Source organism: Macrococcus equipercicus (assembly GCF_024205945.1).
Lineage (GTDB): Bacteria > Bacillota > Bacilli > Staphylococcales > Staphylococcaceae > Macrococcus > Macrococcus equipercicus.
In genome coordinates, this window is sequence record NZ_CP073809.1 from 219268 (window position 1) to 238170 (window position 18903).

The 18903-nt window shown below is 42.4% G+C and carries 34 protein-coding genes; 33 read left to right on the forward strand and 1 reads right to left on the reverse strand.

Going from position 1 to position 18903, the window contains the following annotated elements; genetic code table 11:
- Positions 1 to 68 precede the first annotated feature (68 nt).
- The gene (locus tag KFV11_RS01125) at positions 69 to 1403 is read left to right on the forward strand and encodes an NCS2 family permease (protein WP_254250105.1); all 1335 of its coding nucleotides are present in this window, start codon (positions 69 to 71) and stop codon (positions 1401 to 1403) included.
- Between the two features lie 51 nt (positions 1404 to 1454).
- Here the strand turns inward: KFV11_RS01125 and KFV11_RS01130 are convergent, their stop codons facing one another.
- Positions 1455 to 1832 carry a hypothetical protein gene (locus tag KFV11_RS01130; RefSeq protein WP_254250106.1) on the reverse strand — a complete coding sequence of 126 codons (378 nt, stop codon included), beginning with the start codon at positions 1830 to 1832 and terminating at the stop codon, positions 1455 to 1457.
- Between the two features lie 347 nt (positions 1833 to 2179).
- Between KFV11_RS01130 and rpsJ the strand changes: the two genes are divergently transcribed.
- The 32 genes from rpsJ (at position 2180) to KFV11_RS01290 (ending at position 18896) form a co-directional block, all read left to right on the forward strand.
- Positions 2180 to 2488, forward strand: coding sequence for a 30S ribosomal protein S10 (gene rpsJ / locus KFV11_RS01135; protein ID WP_133443057.1), 309 nt, complete (start codon positions 2180 to 2182; stop codon positions 2486 to 2488).
- Between the two features lie 25 nt (positions 2489 to 2513).
- A complete protein-coding gene (gene rplC / locus KFV11_RS01140) occupies positions 2514 to 3176 on the forward strand; it encodes a 50S ribosomal protein L3 (protein WP_149459074.1) in 663 nt (220 codons plus the stop codon).
- Positions 3177 to 3208: 32 nt separating this feature from the next.
- Positions 3209 to 3832 carry a 50S ribosomal protein L4 gene (gene rplD, locus KFV11_RS01145; protein WP_254250107.1) on the forward strand — a complete coding sequence of 208 codons (624 nt, stop codon included), beginning with the start codon at positions 3209 to 3211 and terminating at the stop codon, positions 3830 to 3832.
- Positions 3832 to 4110: a 50S ribosomal protein L23 gene (gene rplW, locus KFV11_RS01150; protein WP_149459076.1), complete on the forward strand. Its 279-nt coding sequence runs from the start codon at positions 3832 to 3834 to the stop codon at positions 4108 to 4110. Before rplD ends, rplW begins: the two co-directional genes overlap by 1 nt.
- A 32-nt stretch (positions 4111 to 4142) precedes the next feature.
- Positions 4143 to 4973, forward strand: coding sequence for a 50S ribosomal protein L2 (gene rplB / locus KFV11_RS01155; protein WP_254250108.1), 831 nt, complete (start codon positions 4143 to 4145; stop codon positions 4971 to 4973).
- A gap of 64 nt (positions 4974 to 5037) precedes the next feature.
- A complete protein-coding gene (gene rpsS / locus KFV11_RS01160) occupies positions 5038 to 5316 on the forward strand; it encodes a 30S ribosomal protein S19 (RefSeq protein WP_133443062.1) in 279 nt (92 codons plus the stop codon).
- Between the two features lie 24 nt (positions 5317 to 5340).
- A complete protein-coding gene (gene rplV / locus KFV11_RS01165) occupies positions 5341 to 5715 on the forward strand; it encodes a 50S ribosomal protein L22 (RefSeq protein WP_149459078.1) in 375 nt (124 codons plus the stop codon).
- A gap of 23 nt (positions 5716 to 5738) precedes the next feature.
- Complete coding sequence (gene rpsC, locus KFV11_RS01170) at positions 5739 to 6392, forward strand: 30S ribosomal protein S3 (RefSeq protein WP_149459079.1); 654 nt, start codon at positions 5739 to 5741, stop codon at positions 6390 to 6392.
- A gap of 2 nt (positions 6393 to 6394) precedes the next feature.
- Entirely contained in the window at positions 6395 to 6829 is a 435-nt protein-coding gene (gene rplP / locus KFV11_RS01175; RefSeq protein WP_149459080.1) for a 50S ribosomal protein L16, read from the forward strand.
- Positions 6819 to 7031, forward strand: a complete 213-nt coding sequence (rpmC, locus tag KFV11_RS01180) for a 50S ribosomal protein L29 (protein WP_133443065.1) — start codon at positions 6819 to 6821, stop codon at positions 7029 to 7031. The genes rplP and rpmC overlap by 11 nt, the downstream gene beginning before the upstream one ends.
- A gap of 22 nt (positions 7032 to 7053) precedes the next feature.
- Positions 7054 to 7317, forward strand: a complete 264-nt coding sequence (rpsQ, locus tag KFV11_RS01185; RefSeq protein ID WP_149459081.1) for a 30S ribosomal protein S17 — start codon at positions 7054 to 7056, stop codon at positions 7315 to 7317.
- A gap of 27 nt (positions 7318 to 7344) precedes the next feature.
- Positions 7345 to 7713 (forward strand): 50S ribosomal protein L14, encoded by a 369-nt coding sequence (rplN, locus tag KFV11_RS01190; RefSeq protein WP_133451660.1) that lies wholly within the window; start codon positions 7345 to 7347, stop codon positions 7711 to 7713.
- A gap of 31 nt (positions 7714 to 7744) precedes the next feature.
- Complete coding sequence (gene rplX, locus KFV11_RS01195; RefSeq protein WP_133443067.1) at positions 7745 to 8050, forward strand: 50S ribosomal protein L24; 306 nt, start codon at positions 7745 to 7747, stop codon at positions 8048 to 8050.
- 24 nt (positions 8051 to 8074) lie between these two features.
- A complete protein-coding gene (rplE, locus tag KFV11_RS01200; protein ID WP_149459082.1) occupies positions 8075 to 8614 on the forward strand; it encodes a 50S ribosomal protein L5 in 540 nt (179 codons plus the stop codon).
- Positions 8615 to 8643: 29 nt separating this feature from the next.
- The gene (gene rpsN / locus KFV11_RS01205; protein WP_133443069.1) at positions 8644 to 8829 is read left to right on the forward strand and encodes a 30S ribosomal protein S14; all 186 of its coding nucleotides are present in this window, start codon (positions 8644 to 8646) and stop codon (positions 8827 to 8829) included.
- Positions 8830 to 8858: 29 nt separating this feature from the next.
- Positions 8859 to 9257 (forward strand): 30S ribosomal protein S8, encoded by a 399-nt coding sequence (gene rpsH / locus KFV11_RS01210; protein WP_149459083.1) that lies wholly within the window; start codon positions 8859 to 8861, stop codon positions 9255 to 9257.
- A 28-nt stretch (positions 9258 to 9285) separates the two neighbouring features.
- Positions 9286 to 9822: a 50S ribosomal protein L6 gene (gene rplF / locus KFV11_RS01215; RefSeq protein WP_149459084.1), complete on the forward strand. Its 537-nt coding sequence runs from the start codon at positions 9286 to 9288 to the stop codon at positions 9820 to 9822.
- Between the two features lie 24 nt (positions 9823 to 9846).
- Positions 9847 to 10203: a 50S ribosomal protein L18 gene (rplR, locus tag KFV11_RS01220; RefSeq protein WP_149459085.1), complete on the forward strand. Its 357-nt coding sequence runs from the start codon at positions 9847 to 9849 to the stop codon at positions 10201 to 10203.
- A gap of 18 nt (positions 10204 to 10221) precedes the next feature.
- Positions 10222 to 10719 carry a 30S ribosomal protein S5 gene (gene rpsE / locus KFV11_RS01225; protein ID WP_149459086.1) on the forward strand — a complete coding sequence of 166 codons (498 nt, stop codon included), beginning with the start codon at positions 10222 to 10224 and terminating at the stop codon, positions 10717 to 10719.
- 13 nt (positions 10720 to 10732) lie between these two features.
- A complete protein-coding gene (gene rpmD, locus KFV11_RS01230; protein ID WP_149459087.1) occupies positions 10733 to 10912 on the forward strand; it encodes a 50S ribosomal protein L30 in 180 nt (59 codons plus the stop codon).
- Between the two features lie 21 nt (positions 10913 to 10933).
- Positions 10934 to 11374 (forward strand): 50S ribosomal protein L15, encoded by a 441-nt coding sequence (rplO, locus tag KFV11_RS01235; RefSeq protein WP_149459088.1) that lies wholly within the window; start codon positions 10934 to 10936, stop codon positions 11372 to 11374.
- A complete protein-coding gene (gene secY, locus KFV11_RS01240) occupies positions 11374 to 12663 on the forward strand; it encodes a preprotein translocase subunit SecY (RefSeq protein ID WP_149459089.1) in 1290 nt (429 codons plus the stop codon). The genes rplO and secY overlap by 1 nt, the downstream gene beginning before the upstream one ends.
- A 13-nt stretch (positions 12664 to 12676) precedes the next feature.
- Positions 12677 to 13324: an adenylate kinase gene (locus KFV11_RS01245; protein ID WP_149459090.1), complete on the forward strand. Its 648-nt coding sequence runs from the start codon at positions 12677 to 12679 to the stop codon at positions 13322 to 13324.
- 222 nt (positions 13325 to 13546) lie between these two features.
- Entirely contained in the window at positions 13547 to 13765 is a 219-nt protein-coding gene (gene infA / locus KFV11_RS01250; RefSeq protein ID WP_001118443.1) for a translation initiation factor IF-1, read from the forward strand.
- Between the two features lie 33 nt (positions 13766 to 13798).
- Positions 13799 to 13912 carry a 50S ribosomal protein L36 gene (gene rpmJ / locus KFV11_RS01255; RefSeq protein WP_017473641.1) on the forward strand — a complete coding sequence of 38 codons (114 nt, stop codon included), beginning with the start codon at positions 13799 to 13801 and terminating at the stop codon, positions 13910 to 13912.
- 19 nt (positions 13913 to 13931) lie between these two features.
- Positions 13932 to 14297 carry a 30S ribosomal protein S13 gene (gene rpsM / locus KFV11_RS01260; RefSeq protein ID WP_133451650.1) on the forward strand — a complete coding sequence of 122 codons (366 nt, stop codon included), beginning with the start codon at positions 13932 to 13934 and terminating at the stop codon, positions 14295 to 14297.
- A 22-nt stretch (positions 14298 to 14319) separates the two neighbouring features.
- The gene (rpsK, locus tag KFV11_RS01265) at positions 14320 to 14709 is read left to right on the forward strand and encodes a 30S ribosomal protein S11 (RefSeq protein WP_133443079.1); all 390 of its coding nucleotides are present in this window, start codon (positions 14320 to 14322) and stop codon (positions 14707 to 14709) included.
- A gap of 76 nt (positions 14710 to 14785) precedes the next feature.
- Positions 14786 to 15730, forward strand: coding sequence for a DNA-directed RNA polymerase subunit alpha (locus KFV11_RS01270; protein ID WP_149459091.1), 945 nt, complete (start codon positions 14786 to 14788; stop codon positions 15728 to 15730).
- Positions 15731 to 15747: 17 nt separating this feature from the next.
- Positions 15748 to 16116, forward strand: coding sequence for a 50S ribosomal protein L17 (gene rplQ / locus KFV11_RS01275; protein WP_149459092.1), 369 nt, complete (start codon positions 15748 to 15750; stop codon positions 16114 to 16116).
- A gap of 344 nt (positions 16117 to 16460) precedes the next feature.
- The gene (locus KFV11_RS01280; protein WP_254250109.1) at positions 16461 to 17258 is read left to right on the forward strand and encodes an energy-coupling factor transporter ATPase; all 798 of its coding nucleotides are present in this window, start codon (positions 16461 to 16463) and stop codon (positions 17256 to 17258) included.
- Positions 17255 to 18106, forward strand: coding sequence for an energy-coupling factor transporter ATPase (locus KFV11_RS01285; RefSeq protein ID WP_254250110.1), 852 nt, complete (start codon positions 17255 to 17257; stop codon positions 18104 to 18106). Before KFV11_RS01280 ends, KFV11_RS01285 begins: the two co-directional genes overlap by 4 nt.
- Complete coding sequence (locus KFV11_RS01290) at positions 18099 to 18896, forward strand: energy-coupling factor transporter transmembrane component T family protein (RefSeq protein WP_254250111.1); 798 nt, start codon at positions 18099 to 18101, stop codon at positions 18894 to 18896. Before KFV11_RS01285 ends, KFV11_RS01290 begins: the two co-directional genes overlap by 8 nt.
- Positions 18897 to 18903: the final 7 nt, after the last annotated feature.

Consider the following 18903-nt stretch of genomic DNA (forward strand, 5'->3'; position numbering starts at 1 on the left):
TGATTTTTATAGTTCAAAGTAATAAGATATACAAGTGCTTATTAACAGAACGTATAAAAGGAGATTTTATGAAGAACTATTTCAAGTTTGATGAACTGGGTACAAACTATAAACGTGAGATATTGGGCGGACTGACGACTTTTTTATCGATGGCTTATATTCTAGCAGTCAATCCGGCTACTTTATCATTATCTGCAGTTAAAGATATACCTGATTCCATGCGGATGGATGCCGGTGCTGTGTTTGTAGCGACAGCACTTGCTTCTATCGTCGGCTGTCTGTTCATGGGTCTGATTGCGAACTATCCGATTGCACTGGCGCCGGGTATGGGACTGAACGCCTTCTTCGCTTTCACTGTTGTATTGACGCTCGGTATTCCGTGGCAGACGGGCCTGACAGGCGTACTGTTCTCAGGGATTATCTTTGCGCTGCTGACGATGACCGGCCTCAGGGAGACGATTATCAACGCTATCCCGTTTGAACTTAAGATGGCGGTATCATCCGGCATCGGACTCTTTATTACATTTGTCGGGCTGCAAGGTGCCGGTATTATTCAGAATCATGAAGCAACGCTCGTGACGCTCGGAAACTTCCATGACCCGAAAGTTATTCTGGCACTAGCCGGTATTACGCTTACTGTCATCTTGATGGCGAAACGCGTACCGGGAAGCATTTTCATCGGTATGATCATCACAGCGCTGATCGGTATGCTGACAGGTCTTATTGCATCGCCGCATGCGGTAGTCAGCAGTGTGCCAAGTGTAAAACCGACATTCGGTGCTGCTTTCGAAGGGTTAATGGATCCTTCAAAAATTTTGAATATGAAGTTCCTGATTGTCGTGCTGACTTTCTTGTTCATCGATTTCTTCGATACAGCAGGAACATTAGTTGCAGTAGCGACACAGGCAGACTTAGTGAGAGATAACAAGCTGCCAAGAGCGGGACGCGCGTTATTCGCTGACTCATTAGCGACGATTACAGGAGCTATTTTCGGAACATCTACGACAACGTCTTATATTGAATCTTCTGCCGGTGTTGCAGTAGGTGCCAGAACTGGATTCGCCAGTGTAGTGACAGCAGTATGCTTCTTCCTGGCGCTGTTCTTCTCGCCGCTCATGAGCGTCGTCACTTCAGCAGTCACTGCACCAGCGTTAGTCATTGTCGGTGTACTGATGGTCTCCAACTTAGGGAAAATTGACTGGTCACGCTTTGAAATCGCCGTACCGGCATTTTTGACGATGATCATGATGCCGTTATCTTATTCGATTGCAACAGGTATTGCCTGCGGATTTATCTTCTATCCGATCACGATGATTATGGCAAACCGCCGTAAAGAGATTCATCCCATTATGTATTTCCTGTTTGTCATTTTCGTGCTGTACTTTGTCTTCGTCAAACATTAAAAAAAGTTCCGTCACTCTTATGAGCGGCGGAACTTTTTTGGTTGCTGTAAATTAGTATCTTCTATTATAAATGCTGCGTGGATCTGCCCGGTGTGATGAATAGGCAGGATAGCTCAGTACACGGATAACGAAGTACAGCATAAACAGTGCCATAATCCAGTGGCATACCATCCCGATAAACGGAATAAAGGCGATGATATTGAGTATAGCACCGAGCACCGGAATGTACATAAGTTCATTTCCATGGTTATAGCGTCCAGCGACTAAAATAAATGCTATAACAATATAGAGCATAATATTTGTAAAGAGTGGTGCCCAGCCGACAGAAAAAATATAAATACCGCCAAGAGCGGGTATACCAAGAAACGCTTCTTTCAGCAGCATAATCATGCCGAGAACAAGCAGAATTAAACGAATTGAACTTTTCATTAATAGACCTCCAGATTTTCTTCTATTATATACAGACTAATAGTTAAGTTTTCTTACTGCCCCTATATTATACCATTTTGATTTTATTTTTCTAAATGGTAAGACTTGCAACATTAACCATAACCCTTTAAAATAGAAAAATGTGATTATGAAAAAATATATAAATTAGTACGGTAAGTCTTGATTTATTATAGAAACTCATGTATCATATCTAATGTTGGACTTTTAAAAGCGATGAAGCGGAAGGTTACTGACACACCCGGCCGCTTTGCCATGGCGATGTGTGAGACAATTTTCGTGGAGAAGTCTATCAAACCAAAATAGACGTTATTAGAGGAGGTAAAATAATGGCAAAACAAAAAATTCGTATTCGTTTGAAAGCTTATGATCACCGCGTGATTGATCAATCAGCTGAGAAGATTGTAGAAACGGCTAAACGTTCAGGTGCTGAAGTATCTGGTCCGATTCCGTTACCAACTGAAAGAACAGTTTATACAATCATCCGTGCCGTGCACAAATACAAAGACTCTCGTGAGCAATTTGAGCAGCGCACACACAAACGTTTAATCGACATTGTTAACCCTACACCGAAAACAGTTGATGCTCTTATGGGCTTAAACTTACCATCAGGCGTAGACATCGAAATCAAATTATAATTTAAAGTAGGAGGTGCGACTTTCGATGACCAAAGGAATCTTAGGAAGAAAAGTGGGAATGACTCAAGTATTCGCTGAAAACGGTGAGTTAATTCCAGTAACTGTAGTAGAAGCAGCACAAAACGTAGTATTACAAAAGAAAACTGAAGAAGTTGATGGTTACTCATCAGTTCAAATCGGTTTTGAAGACAAACAAGCATATAAAAAAGACCGCAAGTCTAATAAACATGCTACTAAGCCAGCTGAAGGCCATGCTAAAAAAGCAGGCACAGCGCCTAAGCGCTTCATTCGTGAATTCAGAAACGTAGATGCTTCTGGGTACGAAGTAGGTCAAGAAGTCACTGTGGATACATTCCAAGCTGGTGACATTGTTGACGTGACAGGAACTTCTAAAGGTAAAGGTTTCCAAGGGGCTATTAAACGCCACGGACAGTCACGTGGACCAATGAGTCACGGTTCTCGTTACCACAGACGCCCAGGTTCAATGGGTATGGCATCTGACGCTTCTAAAGTATTTAAAGGTAAAGCATTACCAGGCCGTATGGGCGGTAATACTGTTACAATGCAAAACTTAGAAATCGTTAAAGTTGATGCAGAAAACAACGTAATCCTTGTTAAAGGTAACGTTCCAGGACCTAAAAAAGGTTTAGTTAAAATCCAGACTTCAATTAAAAAAGGCAATAAATAATTCAGTAATTGCGAAAGGAGGAAACAAACATAATGGCTAATTATGATGTATTAAAAGTAGATGGATCTAAAGCTGGTTCAATCGAATTAAACGACAACGTATTCGGTATCGAACCTAATCAACATGTATTATTCGAAGCAATTAATCTTCAACGTGCTTCATTACGTCAAGGAACTCACTCAGTTAAAAACCGTTCTGCAGTAAGCGGCGGTGGACGTAAACCTTGGAAACAAAAAGGGACAGGCCGTGCGCGTCAAGGTACAATCCGTGCGCCACAATGGCGTGGTGGTGGTATCGTATTCGGACCAACACCAAGAAGCTACTCTTACAAAATGCCTAAGAAGATGCGTCGTTTAGCACTTCGTTCAGCATTGTCAGCTAAAGTGAGAGACAATGAATTCGCAGTACTTGATGCTTTGACTTTCGAAGCACCAAAAACTAAAGCATTCAAAGCAATGACGACTACTCTTGAATTACCAAGAAAAGTACTTTTCGTTATCGATGCTGAAGACGTGAATGTATTCTTATCAGCGCGTAACATCCCTGGTGTGACAGTTGTAACTGCTACTGGCTTAAACGTTCTTGATATCGTTCATGCTAACAAAGTAGTGATGACTCAAGCAGCAGTTCAAAAAGTAGAGGAGGTGCTTGGTTAATGGAAGCTCGTGACGTCATTAAGCGCCCCGTAATCACTGAACGTTCATCTGAGGCAATGGCACAAGACAAATACACATTTGATGTAGATACTCGTGCTAACAAAACTCAAGTTAAAATCGCGGTTGAAGAAATCTTCGACGTGAAAGTAGACAAAGTGAACATCATGAACTACAAAGCGAAAAAGAAACGTGTCGGCCGTCATAACGGTTACACAAACAAAAGAAGAAAAGCAATCGTAACATTAAAAGAAGGATCATCAATCGATTTCTTCAGCTAAAATACATTTTCCATTAAGGAGGAAAAACGACAATGGCAATTAAACATTATAAGCCAATTACAAACGGTCGTCGTAATATGACAAGTTCAGATTTCGCTGAAATTACGTCAACGTCACCTGAAAAGTCATTACTTGAGCCCCTTCCGAGAAAAGCGGGTCGTAATAACCAAGGTAAATTGACTGTACGTCACAGAGGTGGCGGTCATAAACGTCAATACCGTGTAATTGATTTCAAACGTAACAAAGATGGTATTCCTGGTAAAGTAGCGACTATCGAGTACGATCCAAACCGTTCTTCTAACATCGCACTGATTCACTACGTAGATGGTGAGAAACGTTACATCATCGCTCCTAAAGGTTTAGTAGTTGGACAGGAAATCAACAACGGACCAGAAGCAGATATTAAAGTAGGTAACGCGTTACCACTTCAAAATATCCCAGTTGGTACAGTTATCCACAACATTGAATTGAAACCAGGCAAAGGCGGACAATTAGTTCGTTCAGCAGGTACTTCAGCGCAAGTACTTGGTAAAGAAGGTAAATACGTATTAGTTCGTTTAAGATCAGGCGAAGTTCGTATGATCTTAGCTACTTGCCGCGCGACTATCGGTCAAGTTGGTAACGAACAGCATGAACTTGTCAACATCGGTAAAGCCGGTCGTTCAAGATGGTTAGGCAAACGCCCAACAGTTCGTGGTTCTGTAATGAACCCTAACGATCACCCGCACGGTGGTGGTGAAGGACGTACTTCTATCGGTCGTAAATCACCAATGTCTCCATGGGGTAAACCAACGCTTGGTAAGAAAACTCGTAAAAAGAAAAACCGTTCAAGCAAATTTATCGTTCGTGGACGTAAGAAATAATTATACTAACGTGCAGGCTGCGGCATAAGCCGCAGGCAACTGCATGAAAGAGGGAGGCGCCATAATGGCTCGTAGTCTTAAAAAAGGACCTTTCGTTGACGATCACTTAATGAAAAAAGTTGAGGCAATGGAAGAAAGTGGTAAAAAATCAGTAATCAAAACTTGGTCACGTCGCTCTACAGTATTCCCTAACTTCATCGGTCACACTATCGCCGTATACGATGGACGTAAACACGTACCTGTATATGTCACTGAAGATATGGTCGGCCACAAATTAGGCGAATTCGCACCTACACGTACTTACAAAGGTCACGGTGCAGACGACAAGAAAACAAGACGCTAATTTCATATTTAAGGAGGAGAAACAATGGAAGCAAAAGCGGTTGCAAGAACAATCCGTATCGCACCTCGTAAAGTGAGATTAGTACTTGATCTTATCCGAGGTAAAGAAGTTGGCGAAGCAATTGCCATCTTAAAATTAACAAACAAAGCATCTTCACCTGTAGTTGAAAAACTATTAATGTCAGCATTAGCTAACGCTGAGCATAACTACGACATGAACGTTGATACTTTAGTGGTTAAAGAAGCTTACGCTAACGAAGGTCCGACATTGAAACGTTTCCGTCCACGTGCACAAGGCCGTGCGAGCGCGATCAACAAACGTACAAGTCACATCACTATCGTCGTAGCAGACAAAGAAGTTAAAACTCAACCAGTTCAAACTGAAGAAGCAACTAACTAACATTTCATTAAGGAGGGAATACAGTGGGTCAAAAAATTAATCCTATCGGTCTTCGTGTCGGTATCATCCGTGACTGGGATGCGAAATGGTATGCAGAAAAAGATTTCGCTACTCTATTACACGAAGATTTAAAAATTCGTAAATATATCGCAGAAAACTTAAGAGACGCTTCTGTTTCTCGTGTAGAAATCGAACGTGCAGCTAACCGTGTTAATATCGCTGTCCACACAGGTAAACCTGGTATGGTAATCGGTAAAGGCGGTTCTGAAATCGAAAAATTACGTAACAACTTAAATGCATTAACTGGCAAACGCGTACACATCAACGTGATTGAAATCAAAAAAGTTGATATGGATGCAACGCTAGTAGCGGAAAACATTGCGCGTCAATTAGAAAACCGTGCGTCATTCCGTCGTGCGCAGAAGCAGGCGATTCAACGCGCTATGAAATTGGGCGCTAAAGGTATTAAAACTCAAGTTTCTGGTCGTTTAGGCGGTGCGGATATCGCGCGTGCTGAGCAATATTCAGAAGGAACTGTTCCACTTCATACATTACGTGCTGATATCGATTACGCACATGCTGAAGCAGACACAACTTATGGTAAATTAGGTGTGAAAGTATGGATTTACCGTGGAGAAGTTCTTCCTACTAAGAAGTCTAGTGAAGGAGGAAAATAATAATGTTATTACCTAAACGTGTAAAATACCGTCGTCAACATAGACCGAAAACAACTGGTCGTTCAAAAGGCGGAAATGAAGTAACATTTGGTGAATATGGTTTACAAGCAACAACTACAGCTTGGATCACTTCTCGTCAAATCGAGTCAGCTCGTATTGCGATGACACGTTACATGAAACGTGGCGGGAAAGTATGGATCAAAATCTTCCCACATACGCCATACACTAAAAAACCTTTAGAAGTTCGTATGGGTTCTGGTAAAGGTGCAGTAGAAGGCTGGGTAGCAGTAGTAAAACCTGGACGTATTATGTTCGAAGTAGCGGGTGTTCCTGAAGAGACAGCTCGTGAAGCATTACGTTTAGCATCTCATAAACTTCCTGTCAAAACGAAGTTTGTAAAACGTGAAGAATTGGGTGGTGACACAAATGAAAGCTAAGGAAATTAGAGATTTAACCACTTCTGAAATTGAATCAAAAGTAACAGCGCTTAAAGAGGAACTTTTCAACCTACGCTTTCAGTTAGCTACAGGTCAACTTGAAAATACAGCACGTATTCGTGAAGTTAAGAAATCAATCGCACGAATGAAAACTGTTGTACGTGCAAGAGAAATTGAGCAACAAAAAACTGAACAAAAATAATTGAAAAGAGGAGGACACTCTAGTGAGCGAAAGAAACGACCGTAAAGTTTACACTGGTAAAGTTGTATCTGACAAAATGGATAAAACAATCACAGTGTTAGTTGAAACTTACAAAACACATTCATTATACGGAAAACGTGTAAAGTACTCTAAAAAGTACAAAGCACATGATGAAAACAACACAGCTAAAATGGGCGATATCGTAAGAATTATGGAAACACGTCCTTTATCAGCTACAAAACGCTTCCGTCTAGTTGAAGTTGTAGAAGAATCAGTAATCATTTAATTATCAAGATAAAGGAGGTAACTCAGAATGATCCAACAGGAATCACGCTTGAAAGTGGCAGACAACTCTGGTGCTCGTGAAGTATTAACTATTAAAGTATTAGGCGGATCTGGCCGTAAAACAGCTAACATCGGTGACGTTATTGTATGTACCGTTAAAAATGCTACACCAGGTGGCGTTGTTAAAAAAGGTGACGTTGTTAAAGCTGTAATCGTTCGTACTAAATCTGGTGTACGTCGTACTGACGGTTCTTACATCAAATTCGATGAAAACGCATGTGTTATCATCCGTGACGATAAAGGTCCTCGTGGAACTCGTATCTTCGGACCAGTTGCCCGTGAACTACGTGATGGCAACTTCATGAAAATCGTTTCATTAGCACCTGAAGTATTATAATAATCATAAAATTAGAGGAGGTGTCTACGACATGCATGTAAAAAAAGGCGACAAAGTTATCGTTATCACAGGTAAAGATAAAGGTAAAACAGGAACTGTAATTGAAGCACTTCCTAAAAAAGATCGCGTGATTGTTGAAGGTGTTAACATCATCAAGAAGCACCAGAAACCATCACAAATGAATCCTGAAGGCGGCATCCTTGAAAGAGAAGCTGCAATTCACGTATCAAATGTTATGTTATTAGATCCTAAAACAAACAAACCAACACGTGTCGGCTACAAAGTAGAAGACGGTAAAAAAGTACGTGTGGCTAAAAAGTCTGGAGAAATCATTTAATAATCTTGGAAGGAGGTTCTCACTTTGACTCGTTTAAAAGAAAAGTTTAATACAGAAATTACTCCTGCGTTGATGACTAAGTTCAATTACTCATCAGTCATGGAAGTACCAAGAATCGAAAAAATCGTTGTAAACATGGGTATCGGTGATGCAGTTCAAAACTCTAAAGTTTTAGATGCTGCTGTTGAAGAACTTCAAGCAATCACTGGTCAAAAACCAATGGTTACTAAAGCTAAAAAATCAATCGCGACTTTCCGTTTACGTGAAGGTATGCCTATCGGTGCGAAAGTTACTTTACGCGGCGAAAGAATGTACGAATTCTTTGATAAATTAGTGAATGTTTCATTACCTCGTGTACGTGACTTCCGTGGTATCTCAAACAAAGCGTTTGACGGCCGTGGTAACTACACATTAGGTGTTAAAGAACAATTGATTTTCCCGGAAATCGATTATGATAAAGTAAGTAAAGTACGAGGAATGGATATCGTTATCGTTACAACTGCTAACACTGACGAGGAAGCTCGTGAATTGTTAACACAATTCGGTATGCCATTTCAAAAGTAATCTCTAAAAATAAGGAGGCTAAAAGTTAAATGGCTAAAAAATCTATGATTGTTAAACAACAACGTGATCCAAAGTTCAAAGTTCAAGGTTATACTCGTTGTGAACGTTGTGGACGTCCACACTCAGTAATCCGTAAATTTAAACTTTGCCGTATTTGTTTCCGTGAATTAGCTTATAAAGGTCAGATTCCTGGCGTTAAAAAAGCAAGCTGGTAAAATCAAAGAGTTGAAAGGAGGATATTTTAATGACTATGTCAGATCCAATCGCAGATATGCTGACTCGCGTGCGTAACGCAAACATGGTTCGCCACGAGAAATTAGAAGTACCTGCATCAAACATTAAAAAAGAAATCGCTGAAATCCTGAAAAAAGAAGGTTTCGTGAAAAGCGTAGAATATATCGAAGACGACAAACAAGGTGTTATCCGTATGTTCTTGAAATATGGTGCTAACAACGAGCGTGTTATCACTGGTTTAAAACGTATCTCTAAACCTGGTTTACGTGTATACGCAAAAGCTGATGAGCTTCCAAGAGTATTAAATGGCCTTGGTGTTGCATTAGTTTCTACTTCTGAAGGTGTATTAACTGATAAAGAAGCGCGTCAACGTAACATTGGTGGAGAAGTATTAGCTTACATCTGGTAAGAATTAATAAAGAAGGAGGTGCCGACTCATGAGTCGTGTTGGTAAGAAAGTTATTGACATCCCAACTGGTGTTGAAGTTAAGATCGACGGCAACACTGTTACAGTTAAGGGTCCTAAAGGTGAATTAACAAACACATTTAACGAAGAATTATCATACAAATTAGAAGACAACACTTTAGAAGTTGTTCGTCCATCTGATTCTAAAGCACACAAAACAATCCATGGTACAACTCGTGCGTTAATCGCAAACATGGTTGAAGGTGTTTCTAAAGGTTTCGAAAAGAAACTTGAATTAATCGGTGTAGGTTACCGTGCGCAAATGCAAGGTAAAAACTTAATCCTTAACGTAGGTTACTCTCATCCAGTTGAAATCGTTGCTGAAGACGGTATCACATTATCTGTTGAGAAAAACACAAGCGTTAAAGTTGAAGGTATTTCAAAAGAGCGCGTTGGTGCTGTTGCATCTAACATCCGTGGTACTCGTCCACCAGAACCTTATAAAGGTAAAGGTGTCCGTTACGAAGGCGAATATGTTCGTCGTAAAGAAGGTAAAACTGGTAAGTAATTAACTTGAGAAAGGAGTATTCACATGATCGCTAAAATCGATAAGAACAAAGTCCGTTTAAAAAGACATGCACGTGTACGCAGCAAATTAGCTGGTACAACTGAGCGTCCACGTTTAAACGTCTACCGTTCTAACAAACACATTTATGCACAAGTAATTGACGATGCACAAGGCGTTACAATCGCCCATGCATCTACACAAACTTTAGGTCTTGAAGCTGGTTCAAACATCGAAGCAGCAGCACAAGTAGGCGCAGCAGTAGCAAAAGCAGCAGTTGACAAAGGTGTCACTGCAGTTGTCTTTGACCGCGGAGGATACTTATTCCATGGTCGTGTTAAAGCTCTAGCTGAAGCAGCTCGTGAAAACGGACTTCAATTTTAATAAAAGGAGGGACTCTTAATGCGTCGTGAAAGAGAAGTAAAAGAATTTGAAGAACGCGTTGTTACTATCAACCGTGTCTCTAAAGTAGTTAAGGGTGGACGTCGTATGCGTTTCACTGCACTCGTTGTTGTCGGAGATAAAAACGGTCGCGTAGGTTTCGGTACTGGTAAAGCACAAGAAGTACCAGAAGCTATCAAAAAAGCCATCGAAGATGCGAAGAAAAACTTAATCACTGTTCCTCGTGTGAATGGTACTACACCTCACCTTGTAACAGGTCGTTTCGGTGCTGGTAGCGTATTAATCAAACCAGCTGCACCTGGTACTGGAGTTATCGCCGGTGGTCCAGTGCGTGCCGTATTAGAACTTGCAGGTATCACTGATATCTTATCTAAATCTTTAGGTTCAAACACACCGATCAACATGGTTCGTGCTACTGTTGAAGGATTAAAAGAACTTAAAGTCGCAGAAGACGTTGCTAAATTACGTGGCAAAACAGTCGAAGAACTATTAAATTAAGGAGGGCATACAAATGACTAAATTACAAATCACCCTCACTCGTAGTATCATCGGTCGTCCTGAAACACAACGTAAAACTGTTGCTGCTTTAGGTCTTAAAAAAATGCATCAAACAGTTGAAGTTAATGACAACCCTGCGATTCGTGGGCAAATCGACAAAGTCAGTCACTTAGTGACTGTTAAAGAAGTATAAAATCAATAAGGAGGTGCCGAAATGAAATTACATGAGATGAAACCTGTAGAAGGTGCTCGTAAAGAACGTAACCGTGTAGGCCGTGGTATGGCTTCAGGTAACGGTAAAACAAGTGGCCGTGGTCACGGTGGACAAAACTCAAGATCTGGCGGCGGCGTACGTTTAGGCTTCGAAGGTGGTCAATTACCATTATTCCGTCGTCTACCAAAACGTGGATTTACTAACATCAACCGCAAAGATTATGCTATCGTTAACTTAAGCCAATTAGAGCGTTTCGAAGATGGTACTGAAGTAACACCTGCTTTATTATTAGAAACTGGTGTTGTCAGTAACGAAAAATCAGGAATTAAAATTCTTGGTAACGGAGAACTTTCTAAAAAGCTTACAGTAAAAGCTCATAAATTCTCAGCTTCAGCAATTGAAGCAATCGAAGGTAAGGGCGGAACTCACGAGGTGATCTAATGTTTGATACACTGATCAGTTTCTTGAAAGTTAAAGAAATTCGTAGCAAGATATTGTTTACACTCGCAATGCTGCTTGTCTTTAAAATCGGAACTTACATTCCTGTCCCGGGGGTTAACCCTTCGGCGTTTGAATCGCAAGGTCAAACAGGCGTGGCTGACTTATTCAACACTTTCGGCGGTGGGGCACTGAAGAACTTCTCCATTCTGGCGATGGGCATCATGCCTTATATCACCGCATCGATTGTTGTGCAGCTGCTCCAGATGGATGTAGTGCCTAAGTTCACCGAGTGGTCAAAACAAGGTGAAGTCGGACGAAAGAAATTAAATCAGTTTACACGTTATTTCACTATTGTTCTCGCCTTTATTCAAGGGTTGGGAATGAGTTACAGCTTTAACAATATGCTGGGCGGCCAGTTGATCTCTAATACATCAATCTGGAACTTCCTGTTGATTGCGCTCGTTCTGACAGCCGGCACTGCATTCTTAATGTGGTTAGGTGAACAGATCACGCAGCACGGGGTAGGTAATGGTATTTCAATCATTATCTTTGCGGGGATTTTATCTTCCATCCCGACAGCGCTTGAGCAGTTCTATCAGCAGAGTTTCGTTGGTGCGGCAGATACAACAATGGCTGTACTAAAAGCATTAGGTCTATTAATCGGTATGATCCTGATCACTGCGGGTGCGGTATTCGTCCTGCAGGCAGTTCGTAAAATACCTATTCAATATGCAAAACGTCAAACGGGTAACCGTCTGGCACCTCAAGCAACATTCCTTCCACTGAAAGTGAATGCTGCCGGGGTTATTCCAGTAATCTTCGCTATGGCATTTTTCATGCTGCCGAGAACATTATCATTGTTCTTTCCTAAAGCAGCATGGGCACAAAACCTCGCTAATTATGCGAATCCGGCTCATCCGGTCGGCATGATTTTCTACGTGGCTTTGATTATTGCCTTTGCTTATTTCTATGCGTTTGTCCAGGTCAATCCTGAACAGATGGCTGAGAACTTAAGAAAACAGGGAAGTTACGTACCAGGTATTCGTCCTGGTAAGCAAACACAGAGTTATATCACTAAAGTCCTGTACCGTCTGACATTTGTCGGTGCGCTGTTCCTCGCAGGGATTTCAATACTGCCGCTTCTTGCAACGAGCATGATGAACGTACCCCAGTCACTTCGTGTAGGTGGAACAAGTTTACTGATCGTTATCGGGGTTGCACTGGAAACAATCGCCGCTTTGAAAGCGCAGCTTGGACAACGTGAATATAGAGGATTTAGAAGACGCTAGGAGGAGGGCATTTATGAATATCATTTTAATGGGTTTACCTGGAGCAGGTAAAGGAACTCAAGCGAGTGAAATTATTAAGAAATACCCTATCCCGCACATCTCAACAGGCGACATGTTCAGAGCCGCTATCAAAAATGGCACACCGCTCGGCAACGAAGCAAAGTCCTATATGGATAAAGGCGAACTTGTTCCTGATGAAGTGACAATAGGTATTGTTAAAGAGAGATTAGCAGAAGAAGACGCAAAAAAAGGATTTTTACTGGATGGCTTTCCACGGACAGTCGAACAGGCTGAAGCGCTGAATGACATTATGGCAGAATCAGGTCGCAGGATCGAAGCTGTCGTTAACATCGAAGTTCAGGAAGAGGAACTGATGAATCGTCTGACAGGCCGACGCGTGTGCGAAGTATGTGGCACAGCTTACCATTTAGTATTTAATCCACCTAAAGTTGAAGGTATTTGTGACCTTGATGGTGGGAAATTATATCAACGTGAGGATGACAATCCTGAAACTGTTGCTAACCGTCTCAGCGTCAACATTAAGCAGACTCAACCACTACTTGATTTCTACAGCAATGAAGGTGTGCTTAAAAACATTGATGGCTCAAGAGACATCAAAGACGTAACAGCGGACGTTGAAAGTATATTGACTAACCTATAATTCATGTACCTCTCATTCGCCTCCGGGTGAATCACTTAGGTGGTAAGCATCACAGAGTATCCGATTATTATAACGATATAGGTGATTCAGCACCAAGTGACGTTATCTCACCTGAAGTTAGAACGAGTCTTTAGGAAAATCATCTAAATTCAGGTATAATTATCTGGTTAAGGATGAAGGCAACCAACTTTTCTTAAATACTATATAAGGGGGCAATTGATAATGGCTAAACAAGATGTTATTGAATTAGAAGGTACAGTACTCGATACTTTACCAAACGCAATGTTTAAAGTAGAATTAGAAAATGGTCATGAGATCTTAGCGCACGTGAGCGGTAAAATCCGCATGAATTATATTCGTATTCTGCCTGGCGACAAAGTAACAGTTGAAATGAGTCCATATGATTTAACACGTGGACGCATCACGTATCGTTATAAATAAGAAGAACTCCATCATAAATAGGAGGTAATAAACATGAAAGTAAGACCATCAGTTAAACCGATTTGTGAGAAATGTAAAGTTATCCGCAGAAACGGTAAAGTAATGGTAATTTGTGAGAACCCAAAACACAAACAAAAACAAGGATAAAAATGGAGGTGCACTATAAATGGCACGTATCGCAGGTGTAGATATCCCTCGTGAGAAACGCGTTGTAATCGCGTTGACTTACATTTATGGTATCGGTAAAACTTCCGCACAAAAAATTCTTTCAGAAGCAGGAATCTCTGAAGACACTCGTGTGCGCGATTTAACAGAAGATGAATTAAACAAAATCCGTGAAACGGTTGACGGTTACAAAGTAGAAGGTGACCTTCGTCGTGAAACAAACTTAAACATCAAACGTTTGATGGAGATTGCTTCTTACAGAGGTATTCGTCATCGTCGTGGTTTACCAGTTCGTGGTCAAAACACAAAAAACAATGCTCGTACTCGTAAAGGCCCAGTTAAAACGGTCGCTAACAAGAAGAAATAATAAGTAAAGGAGTGAGAATTTCATGGCACGTAAACAAGTATCACGTAAACGTAGAGTCAAAAAGAATATTGAAAACGGTGTAGCTCACATCCGTTCAACATTCAACAACACAATCGTCACTATTACTGATGAATTCGGTAATGCATTATCATGGTCATCTGCTGGTGCATTAGGTTTCAGAGGTTCACGTAAATCAACGCCGTTCGCAGCTCAAATGGCATCAGAAACAGCTTCTAAAGCAGCTATGGAACACGGTTTAAAATCAGTTGAAGTTACTGTTAAAGGACCGGGTGCAGGTCGTGAAGCAGCTATCCGTGCATTACAGTCAGCTGGTCTTGAAATCACTGCGATCAAAGACGTTACACCAGTACCACACAACGGTTGTCGTCCGCCAAAACGTCGTCGCGTATAATTTTTAGTACTCGGAGACAGTTACAATAGTAGACGAACTAAAAAATTATTCGACGTTGTTGAAGGAGGATAAATAAATGATCGAAATCGAAAAACCTAGAATTGAGACAGTAGAAATTAGTGAAGATTCTAAATTCGGTAAATTCGTAGTTGAACCGCTGGAACGCGGGTTTGGAACAACTTTAGGTAACTCCTTACGTCGTATCCTACTATCTTCTTTACCAGGTGCGGCTGTCAAAAACATTGAAATCGAAGGCGTACTACATGAATTCTCTACTGTAGAGAACGTTGTGGAAGATGTAACAACAATGATCATGAACATCAAAAAACTGGCGCTTAAAATCTACTCTGATGAAGATAAAACGCTTGAAATTGATGTGAAAGATGCTGGGGTTGTCACAGCTAAAGATATTATGCATGACAGTGATGTTGAAATCTTAAATCCTGATTTACAGATTGCAACAGTCTCTCAAGGCGGACATCTTAAAATGCGTTTGGTGGCTAATGCAGGGCGCGGCTACACTTTAGCAGAAGATAATAACACAAGTGATTTACCAATTGGTGTGATTCCAGTGGATTCTATCTATACACCGGTTGAGCGTGTGAACTATACCGTTGAAAATACGCGTGTAGGTCAAAGTACGAACTTTGATAAATTAACATTGGATGTCTGGACAGACGGTTCATTGACGCCGCAGGAAGCTGTATCGCTTGGTGCGAAAATCATGACTGAACATCTGAATATCTTTGTGGATTTAACAGATGAAGCACAGAACGCTGAAATCATGATTGAAAAAGAAGAAGATCACAAAGAAAAAGTACTTGAAATGTCGATTGAAGAATTAGACCTTTCAGTGCGTTCTTATAACTGCTTGAAACGTGCAGGCATTAACTCTGTACAGGAGCTGGCAGACAAATCTGAGGCGGACATGATGAAAGTTCGCAACTTAGGTCGCAAGTCTTTAGAAGAAGTTAAATTTAAATTAGAAGATTTAGGTCTTGGATTAAGAAAAGAAGACTGATAAAGGAGGTACGATTCATGGGCTACAGAAAATTAGGCCGTACTTCAGATCAACGTAAAGCAATGTTACGCGATTTAGCGACATCATTAATCGTTAACGAGCGCATTGAAACGACTGAAGCACGTGCGAAAGAATTACGTAAAATCGTTGAGAAATTAATCACTTTAGGTAAACGCGGTGACTTGCATGCACGTCGTCAGGCAGCTCAAGTATTACGTCGTGTTGAAATCACTAACGAAGATGACACTACTCAATTTGCAGTACAAAAATTATTCAATGAGGTTGCACCACGCTACGCTGAGCGTCAAGGTGGTTACACTCGTATCATGAAAGTTGGACCACGTCGCGGAGACGGTTCAGAAATGGTTATCATTGAATTAGTATAATTCCGGTTATGGGGATCGCTTATCTTACTTACACACACTATAAGCAAATGAGTGCAACGATAATGTTTGCCACACACAAATATTGTCTAGCTCAGAGTACTCTGCCACAATTGAACACAGCAATGCGTGAACTTGTGGCAGAGTGCGCGCTTTTTTCATTAAATCCGGATGCCCGGGTTTTTTGTTTATATACAGCTTTTTTATTGTCGTAACCATTCAGGCAGATACTTGAGTGAATGTTTACTAGAATGAAATAACCGGTTAACAATGAAGTGGATTTTGTTATACTATAACTATTGAATGAACAGCAATAATAAAGGATCAGCTGATGAGGGGGTGAGTGTATGACGTTGATTGAAGTGAGTGGGTTGAGTCATCGGTATGAGGAACGGGAAGGAAATGCGCTGACGGATATATCATTCTCGGTGGCACAAGGTGAATGGGTGTCCATCGTCGGCCATAATGGCTCGGGCAAATCGACGCTTGTGAAGCTGCTCGGTGCGATTATACCGGTGCAGCACGGATCAATTAACGTGAGCGGGATAGAGGTCATCGAAGCCAACTGGTACGATGTTCATAAGACGGTCGGTATGGTGTTCCAGAATCCTGACAATCAGTTCGTCGGTGCGACGGTCGAAGACGACGTGGCATTCGGTCTTGAAAATCATGGCATCAGTTATGACGAGATGCACCGGCGGGTCGATGACGTGCTCCGTACGGTGTCCATGAGCCATATGAAGACGCATGAGCCTCATCACTTGTCAGGCGGTCAGAAGCAGCGCGTGGCGATAGCAGGCATCATTGCGCTGAGACCTGACGTCATTATTCTTGATGAGGCAACGGCTATGCTCGATCCTGAAGGACGGCTGGAAATTCTTAATGTGATTCGCGAGCTGCAGCAGCGGCTGAAGCTGACCGTCATCGCGATTACGCATGACCTTGAAGAGACGATTTATGCCGACCGGATATTAGTGCTGGAACAAGGGCAGCTAGTGATGGCAGGAACACCGGAAGCGATATTTGAGCAGGGTGACCGTCTGACCGCAATCGGGCTTGATCTGCCGTTCTCGATGAAAGTGTATCACGCACTGACGGGAAAGACTGAATTTGTACTGGATGAGGAGCTGCTGGCACGCTTATGATTACATTTGAACAGACAGGCTATGCCTATTCAAAAGGGACGCCCTTTGAAATGCGCGCCCTCCATCAGATCAATACATCCTTTGAAGAAGGAAAGTACTATGCTGTTATCGGTCATACCGGTTCCGGCAAGTCGACATTAATCCAGCACTTGAACGGGCTGTTGAAGCCGACTGAAGGGCATGTCCAGTTCGATGAGCTTGTAGTCGATAACAAGACGAAAAATAAGCACCTCGCTGCTTTAAGACGTAAAGTCGGTGTCGTCTTCCAGTTTGCCGAGCAGCAGTTGTTTGAAGAGACAGTGCTGAAAGACATTATATTCGGTCCGAAGAACTTCGGTGTCAGTACGGAAGCAGCGACGAAGAAAGCGTATGAGCTCGCCGGCCTTTTGAAACTCGACCCGAAACTGATGACTGTATCCCCCTTTGAACTGTCAGGCGGCCAGATGCGCCGCGTGGCTATAGCAGGAGTGCTTGCCATGGAGCCGGACATACTGGTGCTCGATGAGCCGACAGCAGGCCTTGACCCCGCCGGTCAGAAAGAGATCATGCAGTTATTTGATGACATCCAGCAGCAGACAGGCATCACCGTCATACTCGTCACGCATCAGATGGAACAGGCAGCCCGAGCGGATGAGCTGCGTGTGCTGCATCAAGGCAGGCTCGTCATGACAGGAACACCGCGTGATGTCTTCAGCCGTGACTTGACGCCTTACGGACTGATGCCGCCGAAGATTGTCCAGCTGCAGCGCGCAGTGGAGGAGAAGCACCAGATCACATTCCCCGCGCTCGCACTGACCATCGACGACTTCGTCCGGATGTATGACGACTGGAGGTCAGCTCATGCTTGATCAGATGATACTCGGCCGCTATGTGCCGATGGATTCGTATGTCCACCGACTTGATCCGCGGATGAAAATAGTGTTTGTCTTCATGATGATGATCACGATATTCGCGGCGAACAATGTAGTGACATACGGCATACTGTTAGTCATGACACTGGTCATACTCTACTTGTCGAACTTGAAGCTGACGTTTCTCATCAACGGGCTGAAACCGATTCTGCTGCTGCTGATTTTTACATTGTTGATGCACGTCTTTCTGACAAAAGGCGGGACGCGTCTGTTCAGCTACGGCATCATCTCTATCGACAGCAATGGCATTGTCCAGGGATTGTTCATCACAATACGCTTTGTGCTGATCATCTTCCTGACGACGATAATGACATTGACGACAAGCCCGATAGCGCTCACTGATGCGATTGAGTCGCTGCTCGGCCCGTTCAAGAAGTGGAAGCTTCCTGTCCATGAGTTCGCGCTGATGATGTCTATCGCGCTGCGCTTCATCCCGACATTGATGGATGAATTGACAAAGGTCATGCGGGCGCAGATGTCCCGCGGCTCTGATATGACGTCAGGCTCTTTCATCAGCCGGCTGCAAGCCATCACACCGCTGCTCGTGCCGCTCTTCGTCTCAGCGTTCAAGCGCGCGGAGGACCTTGCTGTGGCGATGGAAGTGCGCGGCTACATAGGCGACATCGGCCGGACGAAATACCGGAAGCTCGACTGGCAGAAGCGTGACACATGGTCACTCGTGACAGTCATTCCGATGACATTAGCAATACTGTACTTTAGAACATAGAGGTGAC